We start from the raw sequence: 12856 nt of genomic DNA on the forward strand, positions 1-12856 counted from the left end.
CGACTACATGAAACCAACTACGGTAATTGGTGCGGGCTTTGGTGGCCTGGCACTGGCAATTCGTTTACAGGCCGCAGGTATTCCTGTTTTGCTGCTTGAGCAGCGCGACAAGCCGGGTGGCCGGGCTTATGTTTATCAGGAGCAGGGCTTTACTTTTGATGCAGGCCCTACCGTTATCACCGATCCCAGCGCGATTGAAGAACTGTTTGCTCTGGCCGGTAAACAGCTTAAGGATTACGTCGAGCTGTTGCCGGTCACGCCGTTTTATCGCCTGTGCTGGGAGTCCGGCAAGGTCTTCAATTACGATAACGACCAGGCCCAGTTAGAAGCGCAGATACAGCAGTTTAATCCGCGCGATGTTGCGGGTTATCGAGCGTTCCTTGACTATTCGCGTGCCGTATTCAATGAGGGCTATCTGAAGCTCGGCACTGTGCCTTTTTTATCGTTCAAAGACATGCTTCGGGCCGCGCCCCAGTTGGCAAAGCTGCAGGCGTGGCGCAGCGTTTACAGTAAAGTTGCCGGCTACATTGAGGATGAGCATCTTCGGCAGGCGTTTTCTTTTCACTCGCTCTTAGTGGGGGGGAATCCGTTTGCAACCTCGTCCATTTATACGCTGATTCACGCGTTAGAACGGGAATGGGGCGTCTGGTTTCCACGCGGTGGAACCGGTGCGCTGGTCAATGGCATGATCAAGCTGTTTCAGGATCTGGGCGGCGAAGTCGTGCTTAACGCCCGGGTCAGTCATATGGAAACCGTTGGGGACAAGATTCAGGCCGTGCAGTTGGAAGACGGCAGACGGTTTGAAACCTGCGCGGTGGCGTCGAACGCTGATGTTGTACATACCTATCGCGATCTGCTGTCTCAGCATCCCGCAGCCGCTAAGCAGGCGAAAAAACTGCAATCCAAGCGTATGAGTAACTCACTGTTTGTACTCTATTTTGGTCTCAACCATCATCACGATCAACTCGCCCATCATACCGTCTGTTTTGGGCCACGCTACCGTGAACTGATTCACGAAATTTTTAACCATGATGGTCTGGCTGAGGATTTTTCGCTTTATTTACACGCACCTTGTGTCACGGATCCGTCACTGGCACCGGAAGGGTGCGGCAGCTATTATGTGCTGGCGCCTGTTCCACACTTAGGCACGGCGAACCTCGACTGGGCGGTAGAAGGACCCCGACTGCGCGATCGTATTTTTGACTACCTTGAGCAACATTACATGCCTGGCTTGCGAAGCCAGTTGGTGACGCACCGTATGTTTACGCCGTTCGATTTCCGCGACGAGCTCAATGCCTGGCAAGGTTCGGCCTTCTCGGTTGAACCTATTCTGACCCAGAGCGCCTGGTTCCGACCACATAACCGCGATAAGCACATTGATAATCTTTATCTGGTTGGCGCAGGCACCCATCCTGGCGCGGGCATTCCCGGCGTAATCGGCTCGGCGAAGGCGACGGCAGGCTTAATGCTGGAGGACCTGATTTGACGAATACGTCATTACTGAATCATGCCGTCGAAACCATGGCGGTTGGCTCGAAAAGCTTTGCGACTGCATCGACGCTTTTCGACGCCAAAACCCGTCGCAGCGTGCTGATGCTTTACGCATGGTGCCGCCACTGCGACGACGTCATTGACGATCAAACACTGGGCTTTCATGCCGACCAGCCCTCTTCGCAGATGCCTGAGCAGCGCCTGCAGCAGCTTGAAATGAAAACGCGTCAGGCCTACGCCGGTTCGCAAATGCACGAGCCCGCTTTTGCCGCGTTTCAGGAGGTCGCGATGGCGCATGATATCGCTCCCGCCTACGCGTTCGACCATCTGGAAGGTTTTGCCATGGATGTGCGCGAAACGCGCTACCTGACACTGGACGATACGCTGCGTTATTGCTATCACGTCGCCGGTGTTGTGGGCCTGATGATGGCGCAAATTATGGGCGTTCGCGATAACGCCACGCTCGATCGCGCCTGCGATCTCGGGCTGGCTTTCCAGCTGACCAACATTGCGCGTGATATTGTCGACGATGCTCAGGTGGGCCGCTGTTATCTGCCTGAAAGCTGGCTGGAAGAGGAAGGACTGACGAAAGCGAATTATGCTGCGCCAGAAAACCGGCAGGCATTAAGCCGTATCGCCGGGCGACTGGTACGGGAAGCGGAACCCTATTACGTATCATCAATGGCCGGTCTGGCACAATTACCCTTACGCTCGGCCTGGGCCATCGCGACAGCGAAGCAGGTGTACCGTAAAATTGGCGTGAAAGTTGAACAGGCCGGTAAGCAGGCCTGGGATCATCGCCAGTCCACGTCCACCGCCGAAAAATTAACGCTTTTGCTGACGGCATCCGGTCAGGCAGTTACTTCCCGGATGAAGACGTATCCACCCCGTCCTGCTCATCTCTGGCAGCGCCCGATCTAACCGCATGCCTTTCTCTCAGCGTCGCCTGAAGTTTAGATAACGGTGGCGCGTACAGAAAACCAAAGGACACGCAGCCCTCTTTTCCCCTTACAGCATGATGCATACGGTGGGCCATGTATAACCGTTTCAGGTAGCCTTTGCGCGGTATGTAGCGGAACGGCCAGCGCTGGTGTACCAGTCCGTCGTGGACCATAAAATACAGTAAACCATAAGCGGTCATGCCTGCACCAATCCACTGGAGCGGCCAGATTCCTGTACTGCCGAAGTAAATCAGGGCAATCGACACAATGGCGAATACCACGGCATAGAGATCGTTAACTTCAAATGCGCCTTTACGCGGTTCATGATGTGAAAGATGCCAGCCCCAACCCCAGCCGTGCATGATGTATTTATGTGCCAGTGCAGCAACCACTTCCATGCCGACCACGGTGATAAACACGATCAGGGCATTCCAAATCCACAACATAATCTCTCCAGTACAGACGTCCGGCATCAAGCGTGAGGAGTTAATTTTAACAGAGATTAGCCCGTCTACTTACGGGAAAGAGAAAAGGCGCGCCAGAAAGGCGCGCCTGGCATCAGAAATCCGCCTTCAGAACCACGCGGTAATTGGCTTTACCCGCGCGTACGTGCGCCAGCGCATCGTTAATTTTGGACATTGGGAAGTACTCTACCGTCGGGGCGATATCTGCACGACCAGCCAGCTTCAGCAGTGAACGTAACTGAGCCGGAGAGCCTGTTGACGAGCCAGTAACGGCACGGTCGCCCAGAATCAGACTAAAAGCCGGGACATCGAAAGGTTTCAGCACCGCGCCGACTGTATGGAACTTGCCGCGAGGAGCCAGTGCCGCAAAGTAAGGCTGCCAGTCAAGATCGACCGCGACAGTGCTGATAATCAGATCGAACTGACCGGCCAGCGCTTTCAGCGCCTCGGGATCGCGACTGTTCACCACATGGTCTGCCCCCATGTCGAGGATAGCCTGCTTTTTGCTTTCAGATGAACTGAACGCCGTTACTTCCGCCCCCATGGCATGCAGGATTTTAATGGCGATATGACCCAGTCCACCAATCCCGATCACACCAACCCGGCTCATCGCCGTGATGTTGTGCATCAGCAGAGGCTTAAATACCGTGATACCGCCGCAGAGCAGTGGGCCTGCCGTGGCAGGATCCAGTTTTTCCGGCAGCGGAATGACCCATTGCCAGTTAGCACGCAGCTTCTCAGCGAAACCGCCGTGGTTGCCGATGGTCGTCGTCGTACCCTGTGCACAGTTAACGTGATCTCCACTGATGCAGGGATCGCAGTGCTGGCAGCTCTTGGCCGTCCAGCCAATGCCCACGCGCTGACCAACTTTCAGCCCTTTATTTTTTGCACTGTCGCCCAGTGCGGCTACGCGTCCGATGACCTCATGACCAGCAACCACGGGATAAGCCGAAATTCCCCACTCGTTATCGATCATCGACAGGTCGGAGTGACAGACACCACAATACTCAACCTCGACTTCAACATCTTCAGCGTCCAACGGGCCGGGATCATAGTCGTAACGCTCCAGCGCTTGTCCCGCCTGCATGGCTGCGTAACTCTTAATTGTCATTCTGTACCTCTTTTAACGCGTTGATTTGGCAGTCAGCGTATTCGCAACGGTCACGAACTGACCACCGCCAAGATGATGTAATGTATGGAGCGCGGGATCCACGGCCTCGAAATGCCAGCGGCCGTCATAAAATACCCGGCTGTCAGCCGCCGCAGTGATCACCTCACCAAACAGCGTGTCATAGGCCTGTTGCGCTTCCGTTTCAGGCAGCAGACGGCACTCCATCCACGCGACACAGCTCTCTTCCAGCAACGGCACGCCATAGTGCGGACTTTCGTGTGCCTGAATAGCGAAGTCGGCAAACTTGTCCTGGTCGCGCCCGGACGTGCTGCCCACCGCATAAGCCATATCCACAAAACCCGCCGCCGGTACACAAATGCCAAATGCCCCGCTGGCTTCAATGATCTCACGTGACAATGTGGATTTATCCACAACGATAGCCATTCTTGCTGGTGTGAACTCAACGGGTACCGACCAGGCTGCGGCCATGATGTTGCGGCGCTTTGACTGACTGTCGCGACTGGTAATTAACACCGTGGGACCGTGATTAAGCAGACGGCTTGCGTGTTCCAGCGCTACCGGACGAAAATGCGACATGCAGTGTTCCTCAGACCTGAACCAGGCATAAATGACGCGACTGAACCCCAATATCAGGGAATAAAGCGCGTTACCTTAGCGGCTTTTATTTCGCTTCAGTTTGCCGCTTTGTGCCTTAACGTTAAAAATAATGTTTAATATCATGATTTAACATTGATGAAATCTGATAGTGCTGGCCTTTAAAGCGAAACCGCCGGATAGCTAATTCTAGTTTGGTTTGGTTTGATGTGGGAGAAATGAGATTAATCCTTATCGGTTAAAAATAAGGTCTGCGCTGGCAGAACCTGGCTAAGTTTGTCACAGTCATTGAAGCCAACTTTTATGCTTTACAACAGGAGCCGCTATGAACACTGAAACACTACGGGCAGAACCGCTTACCTGGGGTCATGGGCCTCATCTTTTTGAAGTTTTTATCGAGCCCACCTGCCCTTTCTCCGTTCGGGCTTTCAATAAGCTGGATGCGCTCCTTAGCCTGGTCGGAGAAAATAAGATGACGCTTAAAGTCCATCTTCAGTCCCAGCCCTGGCATATGTATTCCGGGGTTATTGTGCGCTATATTCTTGCCGCCTCAGTACAAGGTAAAGCGGCGGCTAAAGCCGTCCTCCAGGCGGTGGCCGATCACCGCGAAGCGTTTGAGTTCACTGACCACTGCCGTGGTCCTAACATGGACACCACGCCGAACCAACTCCTGGCACGGCTCAGGGATTACAGCGGCGTTGATGCTTATGCGGCTTTCGATCGCCCTGACTTACAAAATCTGGTGAAATGGCACTGTAAGTATGCCCGTCAGAACGGTATTCATGTTTCGCCAACCTTCATGATTAATGGTCTGGTCCAGCCCGATATCGGCAGCGGCGATTCGGTTGAACAGTGGGCAGAACGCCTTCTGGCCTGATATTCCCCTGCGATGCACACAAACTGAGTGGATAACCCATAAACGGACGTAATATTCCCATGACAATGAATGTGGAACAAATAAAGGCTAAATATCCTGGCGCACTGTCGTGGTCATTTGGCGATTCACCTGAGCTGGCGAATGAACTGGCGACCCTGGTCCTGACCGGGAAGAAAATCGCCACCTGCAGCTCGCTGCAGGGCTGGTACGATGACGACGTCAGGCCGCTGCCTGGCGGTTACAACATTATTTTAGATGGCGAGAAAAAACCGCTGTGCGTCGTCAGAACGACCGGGCTTTTTCTGACGCGCTTTGATCGCGTCACGCCGGAAATGGCCATGATGGAAGGAGAAGGCGACCTGAGTCTTGAGTACTGGCAGCGTGAACATCAACGCTTCTTCCAGCGCAACGGCGGATTCAGTCCCGAAATGGAGCTGATCTTTGAAACCTTCCAGCTGGTGGAAGTCATCTGACTAACCGCCCGTTCGTATTACATCCGAACGGGCGGTTTCATTCCGCGGCAGCAGGCCGAATCAACGGTGCAGCGCCATTGACCATCACGGTCCCGGCGAAACACATAGGTGGCGCGCCGGGTCGTTTCAACATGGTTTTCCTGCTGACAGGGATCACGCAGCACGGTTTCCATGATCACCAGCGCCGTTTCCCCCCTCAATGACCGCCATTCTGCCCTGCTCAACCACACGCTTATCCTGAACAATGGCCTTAAAAGCACGACGCATGGCGGCTTTGCGCGTTACCGTCATTCCCGGCTTTATCATCAGGCAGGCATCCTATGAATAGTGCTGCATCAATGCATCGTAACCACGGGAAGTCATCGCCCTGTCGCATCGTCTGATAACCTGTAAAACAGGTAGCTCATTCATCAGCTCTTCCGCACACATTGCGGGTATGTTAAGTATATGCTTACCGATGTTAAAAGGAGTTAATCATGTTTAGTCATATGGTTGTTGGTACAGACGATATTGAACAGGCTAAAAAATTCTATGACGCCATTTTTGCCGTAATAGCGTGTGAAGAGCAGGGAATTGATGCCATAGGCCGCCCTTTTTATTCGAAAAATAACCAGCGTTTTATTGTCACTAAGCCCATTAATGGTCAACCCGCCACCTTTGCCAATGGCGGAACCATCGGCTTTGCGATGCCCTCATCTGACGCCGTCTTCCGCTGGCATCAGCAGGGTCTCGAAAACGGCGGAACCTCGGCTGAATCCCCACCGCATATCAGAGAAACCGATGGTCGCTGTGTCGCTTATCTCAGAGATCCCACCGGTAACAAGCTGTGTGCTTTTTACAATCCGTCATAGTGTATGACCGGTTCTGTACACGCAGCGAAAAAGCCTTGTAAACGGAGAGCCGTTGGATATTAATCTCGCTGGCTTTCTGCCTGCACTGTTGCCGATTGCGCTGTCACCTGGGGCGAGTTTCACTCTGGCGATGAACAGTGCACTTACATCAGGCTACAGAGGCTTGTTTAAAACACTGTTCGGCACTGCGCTGGGTATTTACACGCACGCGCTGCTGATTGGACTGGGGCTGTCGACGGCGCTGGTGGCGTCATCCACACTGTTCACCTGGTTAAAAATCGTGGGGGGCGTTTATTTACTGTGGCTTGGCGGACTGCTGTTTATCACCGGGATAAAGACAAAAACCTTTACGCTGAACGCTATGGACAGCGCGGTGACGATAAAAGGCGCCTGGCTGGCCAACGTCATTAACCCTAAAGCTATCCTGTTTTATCTGACGGTGGTTTCCCAGTTTACAGGCGACAGAACCGATTTGGCTGCCTTCCTGAGCCTGGCCACCGTGCACATTGTAGTGATGTGTCTCTGGCTCACGCTTATCAGCCAGCTACTGGTTTTTTCAGCGCAAAGCGTGAATCCCGTTGTTCTGAAACGCTATGTAAACATGGCAGGGGGCCTTTTGCTGATAGTGATTGCCGTACACAACCTGGTATCCTGATCGTGCGTTCAACGCGGTCATCATAACTTTCATTCATATCGGAAGGCAGGGGGAAACAGATGGTAGCCGTTCAGCAATGGTATAAAGACGATTATCTGATCACGACAGATCGCGCAAGGATGGATATTGAGGCGATTCATCGCTATCTCACCCGCTCAACATGGGCAGCCGGTATTGATGGAGAAACCGTGGCCCTGTCGGTAGAGAACAGCTTAAATTTTGGCCTTTTTCATCATCAACAGCAGATCGGATTTGCACGCTTTGTTACTGATTACGCCACCTTTGCCTATTTATGTGATGTCTACGTGCTGGAAGAGTATCAGGGCGCAGGTCTGGGAGGTTGGCTGATTACCTGCTGTCAGTCCCATCCCATCGTGGATAAACTTCGCAGGATGCTACTGTTCACCTCAACCGCGCCATGGCTATATAAAAAGTTCGGTTACGAGCCCGTCAACCGGCCCGATTACGCCTGGACGATTACCCGACCCGATATCTATCAGGCCCGTCGTTCAGACCGGGCCTGATAAGCCTGCTTTTCCGTCAGATTTAGCGGTCGGCGATGATGGCCAGCCGCTCACAGCCACGCGCTTCCAGTGCCTGCGCGGCCTGAGCGGCACGCATGCCGCTGGCGCAGACCAGAACAATGCGCTTATCCGCGGGCGGCTGCCAGCAGGCAATATCCTGTGGCAGTAGCCTCTCAGCATTCGTGCTGACGCTCACGGGGGCTTCATCCATCCCACGTAGCTCCACCACGCAGTCGTCTGGCGTCAACAAGGCAGGATCAATAAACGGAATCCCGGGTTTTTCCGGTTCCGGTGCCGCGTCAAAGCGGAACTGACGCAGTTGCCATGACACAAAATCACAGTTGATCATGCCCCCTAACGGTGACGGCGACAGCGTTAGCAGTATGCTGAGCGACATCTGAGCCTGCATGGCGCCTAAGGTGGCGACCGCCGGGCCTAAAACCCCCGCAGTGTTGCAGTTGCCTGATGCTTTGGGTAAACGGGGAAACAGCGCGCGATAGCTGGGCGCTCCGCCGCAGAATCCGCCAACATAGCCTTGTCTTCCCAGCACTGAGGCACTCACCAGGGGAATTCGTCGGGCATAGCAGTTGTCGGAGAGCAGATAGGTCACTGCAAAATTGTCTGCGGCGTCAATGACCAAATCAATCCCTGTCATTGCCGTATCGATAATGCTGGCACGAAGGGCATCAACATGCGGCTCGATGAGTATGTCAGGATTGCGTTGCGCCAGCGCACGCTGCGCGCAGAAAACCTTGTGCTCGCCAATGTCGGCAACGGTAAACAACGTCTGGCGATGCAAATTATGCAGCGTCACGACATCATGATCATACAGCCGAATATAGCCCACGCCGGCACCTGCGAGCAGGGGCAACAGGGTTGACGCGAGTCCACCCGCGCCCACGACCAGAACGCGGGCTGCAGCCAGCGCCTGCTGCCCCTCATCCCCGACTTCGGGCAACATAGTCTGTCTTTGATATCGCGACATTTTCGCTCCTTAACTGAACTGCGCCAGACCAAAAACGGGCGTGGAGGCGACCGCCATATCCCGACGTTCCATCATGCCGGCCAACCGCGCCTGATGTCCTGACTGAATGGCACTGGCAAACGCTCCCGCCATGCGTACCGGATCGTGGGATTTCGCGACGGCGGTATTCAGCAACACGGCATCAAAGCCCAGCTCCATCGCCTGCGCCGCCTGGCTGGGAGCACCGATACCCGCGTCAATGATCAGCGGAACGTCTTTAAACCAGGCACGCATGGTGCGTAAACCGTCAATATTGCGTAGCCCCTGCCCCGAGCCAATGGGCGCGCCCCAGGGCATCAGCACCTGACAGCCCGCTTCCAGCAGTTTTTCGCCCACAATCAGATCTTCTGTGGTGTAAGGAAAAACATGAAAACCTTCGGCACATAAAATACGGGCGGCCTCCACCAGGGCGAAAGGATCCGGTTGCAGGGTATCCGCGTGCCCGATCACTTCCAGTTTGATCCATGGCGTGGCAAACAGTTCGCGCGCCATATGCGCCGTCGTGACGGCTTCCCTGACGGTATGGCAACCCGCTGTATTGGGTAACACGCGCTTATTCAGCGTTTTCAGTAAATCGCGAAAGGCCCCACCCTGATTCCCTTCCCGACGCAGACTGACCGTGATGATATCCGCACCGGAGGCCACAACAGCCTGCTGAAGAATATCCGGTGAGGGATAACCGGCCGTACCCAGTAAAAAACGGGAGTCGCCCTTGTAGTCGTAAAACATGATCAACCTCCCTGCATTGGCGACAGCACTTCCAGACGGCAGTTGGCCTCAAGCAACTGCGAGGCATAGCGCTCTCTGGGAACAAAGGTTCCATCGAGGGCACTGGCCACACAGCCAGCGTCAATACCCTGCTCTTCTAACAACTCCGCAAGCGTCCCGGCTTTCGTCTCGATAGCACGACCATTTAGTTCGATTCGCATAGTAGTCTCTCTGTTGCAAGTTGATGCATGAGCTTTTCGGCCATAACCGGTGCCAGCAAAAAGCCATGGCGATACATACCGTTAATGGAAAAGACACCGTTTTCATAACGCACGTCGGGGAGGTTGTCGTGATAAGCAGGACGTAACCCCGTCCCGCTTTCGATAATGCGCGCTTCGGCAAGCGCAGGATGAATGCTGTAAGCAGCGCTCAGCAGCTCCATCATGGCGCGCGCGCTGATGGGGCTGGTATCCTGACTCTCAACCATGGTGGCCCCGAGCATAAAGTGCCCCTGCGCCCGGGGAACCAGATAGCAAGGAAAACGGGGATGCAGCAGGCGTAAAGGTCGGGAAAACGTGATCTCATCCGTTTGCAGTATTAGCATTTCGCCCCGCACCGCACGCAAGGCTGGCTGTGCCTCACGCGCATGAATACCGCGGCAATCAATAATGCGTCCGCTGGGCTTGCCAGCGTGAATACTGACGCCCGCGCTGACCAGACGTGCACGTAACTGTTGCATTGCCTGACGCGGATCGAGATGCGCTTCAGCCGGGAAAAATAATCCCCGGGCGAAGCGGTTTTCCAGCGCGGGTTCGATGTCACCTGGCGCAACCCACTGATGCGCTAGGGTCATGCTGGCAAACCGGGTAAGTTCGGCGCTGTCACGCGGTGGCGTGAGTACGAGTGTGCCCTGCTGTTCAACGCCACTTACGCGGGCTGCCCACCACGCTGCAGCGTGCTGTCCCCATTCAACGACCTGCTGAGGCGCACTTTCTGCCTCACACCAGGGTGCCAGCATGCCGCCAGCCCAGTGGGACGCCGCCTGACAATTCGGTCGTGTAATGACTTCAACCTTCTCGCCGTGTTCGGCCAGTAACGTCGCGATACAGAGTCCGGATACACCGCTGCCCAGCACTGACCAGCGGCTCATTGTCCGCCATCCTGATGGGGTAAAAACGGAATAAGGATAGTCACATTGGCCTCTCTGTTAGCTCTCAGAGACCCGCGATACAAGAAGGGAAAAAGCACAAGCCTGACAGAAACAGGCTCTGCGGCAAGCATCTACGCGATGCGCAGATGCCCGTCTTCCTACGCCAGTATCAACTGGGTCAGGTTCTAAGGGTCGCTAAGCCGCGCATGGCGCTATTAGCCTCTCAGTCTCTCTGGCGAGACTCCCCTGACGGGTTCTAGTTGTATTTTAAGCGACGCTGTTCGTCAAGGCTGACACGCAATTTATCGCCGGGTCCGGCAAGATAAATAGCGCATTCAGGGTACACCCATATAGCGCAACAACGCCGTCATGCAGGCCGCGCCCAGAATAATGAAAATCAGCGGAGCTCTACGCCAGGCAAGGAACAGGGCAAACCCGACGCCCAGCACTCTGGCCATCCCTGCAAAATGCTGGCCTTCAAACAGCGTGGTGGTTGCCGCAACCGCAAGCAGCAGTATAGTGGCAGCATCGGATAACATGTTTTGGGTTCGTTCACTGACGGGCAGACGATTGCCGAGTTTAACACCCGCGAAACGGATGGCGTAGGTGCCAGCAGCCAGCAACGCAATACCTGCAATAATCATGGCGTGATTCATTTGCGCGATCTCCATGTAAAGAGGCCCAGCAAGGAAAACAATACGGGCATACCGGCAGGTACGAAAGGCGTGACCACCAGCGACAAAAACGCACCAGTCATAGCAGGAATGCGGGTGCGCGCTTTGCGTAAGGCAGGAAAGATCAGCGCAATCAGGATCGCGGGAAAGACCGCATCCAGGCCGATAGCAGACACATTCGGAATAAACTGCCCTATCGCCGCGCCAGCCATTACGGTCACAGGCCAGATCACGCCAATACTGATGCCGCATATCCAGAATGCCTGGCGACGTTGCGCCAGCGTAGGCTGGGAAATGCCAAACACGACACTTTCGTCATTCATGATGTGGCATCCTAGCAGACCCCGTCTGCCCTGACCGACCAAATCCTTGACAGTGATACCAAAAGGAAGATGACGCGCATTGACCAACAGCCCCGCCGCTGCCGCCGTGAGAGGACTGCCACCGCCCGCCACGATACCGATAAACAGGAATTCAGACGCCCCCGCCAGCACCAACGTCGATAACGCCAGCGGCACCCAAAACGGAAAACCCTCTGCAAGAGCGAGCGAACCATATGACAGGCCAACAATGCCATCGGCAAGACAGACAAGGAAAATGGCTTTTATCACGCCCTTGTCCAGCGTCTCTTTTTTATCCAGCATCACGATTAGATCCCATAACGAACGATATACCCATTATAATGAACGGACCGCAGCAGCATTACAAGATGAACGATATGTTCGCCATAACGAACAGGATGCAGGATGAGTACACCCATTGATATTATCGCCAGCAGTTTAGTCAGAGAGCGCCAGCGGGCAGGACTGACACTTGCAGAAGTCGCGCGTCGGGCCGGCATAGCAAAATCGACCCTCTCTCAACTTGAGGCGGGGAACGGTAATCCTGGCATTGAGACGTTGTGGTCACTTTGCGTTGCCCTGAATATTCCGTTTGCCCGCCTGATGGAGCCGGAAGCGAACCGCCTGCAGGTTATTCGTCGCGGTGAAGGCCCTGCCGTTGCCGCCGAGCAGGCGGATTATAAAGCCGTCCTGCTGGCAACCTGTCCGCCCGGCGCGCGACGGGATATCTATCTGCTAAACATCCAGCCCGGCAGCGAGCGCCGCTCGCAACCGCATTCGCCGAACACCATTGAGCATCTCATCTTGACTCAGGGACGCGCGCTGGTCGGGCCCACAGACTCGCCCGTCGAACTGGCACCGGGCGACTACATCAGCTATCCCGGCGACACTGAACATATTTTTCGTGCGCTGGAGCCGGATACGCTGGCCGTGCTGGTCATGGAGCACATCTGAGGG

Annotated in this window: 17 protein-coding genes, 1 pseudogene and 1 riboswitch; of the genes and pseudogenes, 8 read left to right on the top strand and 10 right to left on the bottom strand. The window is 54.9% G+C overall.

The genetic code is table 11. The annotated features are described in order from the left end of the window. The first annotated feature begins 7 nt into the window (after positions 1 to 7). Positions 8 to 1486: a phytoene desaturase gene (locus C1N59_RS21135; RefSeq protein ID WP_006122048.1), complete on the top strand. Its 1479-nt coding sequence runs from the start codon at positions 8 to 10 to the stop codon at positions 1484 to 1486. Continuing rightward, a complete protein-coding gene (crtB, locus tag C1N59_RS21140; protein ID WP_006122047.1) occupies positions 1483 to 2412 on the top strand; it encodes a 15-cis-phytoene synthase CrtB in 930 nt (309 codons plus the stop codon). Before C1N59_RS21135 ends, crtB begins: the two co-directional genes overlap by 4 nt. On the opposite strand, the gene C1N59_RS21145 is transcribed toward crtB, so the two are convergent. From C1N59_RS21145 to C1N59_RS21155, 3 genes are all read right to left on the bottom strand, one after another. Then, positions 2351 to 2878: a sterol desaturase family protein gene (locus C1N59_RS21145; RefSeq protein WP_394551278.1), complete on the bottom strand. Its 528-nt coding sequence runs from the start codon at positions 2876 to 2878 to the stop codon at positions 2351 to 2353. The genes crtB and C1N59_RS21145 overlap by 62 nt on opposite strands. Before the next feature lie 112 nt (positions 2879 to 2990). After that, positions 2991 to 4007 (bottom strand): NADPH-dependent aldehyde reductase Ahr, encoded by a 1017-nt coding sequence (locus C1N59_RS21150; RefSeq protein ID WP_006122045.1) that lies wholly within the window; start codon positions 4005 to 4007, stop codon positions 2991 to 2993. A 12-nt stretch (positions 4008 to 4019) separates the two neighbouring features. After that, entirely contained in the window at positions 4020 to 4604 is a 585-nt protein-coding gene (locus tag C1N59_RS21155; protein ID WP_058702484.1) for a flavin reductase family protein, read from the bottom strand. A 343-nt stretch (positions 4605 to 4947) separates the two neighbouring features. Here C1N59_RS21155 and C1N59_RS21160 point away from each other — a divergent pair, with 343 nt between their 5' ends. Next, entirely contained in the window at positions 4948 to 5499 is a 552-nt protein-coding gene (locus C1N59_RS21160; protein ID WP_054634072.1) for a DsbA family protein, read from the top strand. Between the two features lie 59 nt (positions 5500 to 5558). Then, on the top strand, positions 5559 to 5972 hold the full coding sequence (locus C1N59_RS21165) for an ASCH domain-containing protein (RefSeq protein WP_006122042.1): 414 nt from the start codon (positions 5559 to 5561) through the stop codon (positions 5970 to 5972). Between the two features lie 17 nt (positions 5973 to 5989). Here C1N59_RS21165 and C1N59_RS21170 read toward each other — a convergent pair. After that, positions 5990 to 6383: pseudogene (locus tag C1N59_RS21170) on the bottom strand (YybH family protein). Positions 6384 to 6448: 65 nt separating this feature from the next. Here C1N59_RS21170 and C1N59_RS21175 point away from each other — a divergent pair. From C1N59_RS21175 to C1N59_RS21185, 3 genes are read left to right on the top strand one after another with little or no spacing between them, the layout of a single operon-like run. Beyond that, a complete protein-coding gene (locus C1N59_RS21175) occupies positions 6449 to 6823 on the top strand; it encodes a VOC family protein (protein WP_006122041.1) in 375 nt (124 codons plus the stop codon). A gap of 52 nt (positions 6824 to 6875) precedes the next feature. Next, positions 6876 to 7478, top strand: coding sequence for a LysE family translocator (locus C1N59_RS21180; protein ID WP_054634070.1), 603 nt, complete (start codon positions 6876 to 6878; stop codon positions 7476 to 7478). 59 nt (positions 7479 to 7537) lie between these two features. Next, positions 7538 to 8002, top strand: a complete 465-nt coding sequence (locus tag C1N59_RS21185) for a GNAT family N-acetyltransferase (RefSeq protein WP_006122039.1) — start codon at positions 7538 to 7540, stop codon at positions 8000 to 8002. A gap of 22 nt (positions 8003 to 8024) precedes the next feature. Here the strand turns inward: C1N59_RS21185 and C1N59_RS21190 are convergent, their stop codons facing one another. The 6 genes from C1N59_RS21190 to C1N59_RS21215 form a co-directional block, all read right to left on the bottom strand. Continuing rightward, positions 8025 to 8987, bottom strand: a complete 963-nt coding sequence (locus C1N59_RS21190) for a HesA/MoeB/ThiF family protein (protein WP_394551281.1) — start codon at positions 8985 to 8987, stop codon at positions 8025 to 8027. A gap of 9 nt (positions 8988 to 8996) precedes the next feature. Continuing rightward, positions 8997 to 9755, bottom strand: a complete 759-nt coding sequence (locus C1N59_RS21195) for a thiazole synthase (protein WP_054634068.1) — start codon at positions 9753 to 9755, stop codon at positions 8997 to 8999. 2 nt (positions 9756 to 9757) lie between these two features. Beyond that, positions 9758 to 9955: a sulfur carrier protein ThiS gene (gene thiS, locus C1N59_RS21200; protein WP_006122036.1), complete on the bottom strand. Its 198-nt coding sequence runs from the start codon at positions 9953 to 9955 to the stop codon at positions 9758 to 9760. Next, on the bottom strand, positions 9940 to 10884 hold the full coding sequence (locus tag C1N59_RS21205; RefSeq protein ID WP_054687864.1) for an FAD-dependent oxidoreductase: 945 nt from the start codon (positions 10882 to 10884) through the stop codon (positions 9940 to 9942). The genes thiS and C1N59_RS21205 overlap by 16 nt, the downstream gene beginning before the upstream one ends. Positions 10885 to 11022: 138 nt before the next feature. Further along, a riboswitch (TPP riboswitch) is annotated at positions 11023 to 11142 on the bottom strand. Positions 11143 to 11219: 77 nt separating this feature from the next. Further along, positions 11220 to 11540: an AzlD domain-containing protein gene (locus tag C1N59_RS21210; protein WP_054634066.1), complete on the bottom strand. Its 321-nt coding sequence runs from the start codon at positions 11538 to 11540 to the stop codon at positions 11220 to 11222. Next, positions 11537 to 12202 (bottom strand): AzlC family ABC transporter permease, encoded by a 666-nt coding sequence (locus C1N59_RS21215; RefSeq protein WP_039339577.1) that lies wholly within the window; start codon positions 12200 to 12202, stop codon positions 11537 to 11539. The genes C1N59_RS21210 and C1N59_RS21215 overlap by 4 nt, the downstream gene beginning before the upstream one ends. 102 nt (positions 12203 to 12304) lie before the next feature. Between C1N59_RS21215 and C1N59_RS21220 the strand changes: the two genes are divergently transcribed. After that, complete coding sequence (locus tag C1N59_RS21220) at positions 12305 to 12853, top strand: helix-turn-helix domain-containing protein (RefSeq protein WP_033742317.1); 549 nt, start codon at positions 12305 to 12307, stop codon at positions 12851 to 12853. Positions 12854 to 12856 lie beyond the last annotated feature (3 nt).

It is taken from the genome of Pantoea sp. SGAir0183, from assembly GCF_043545505.1.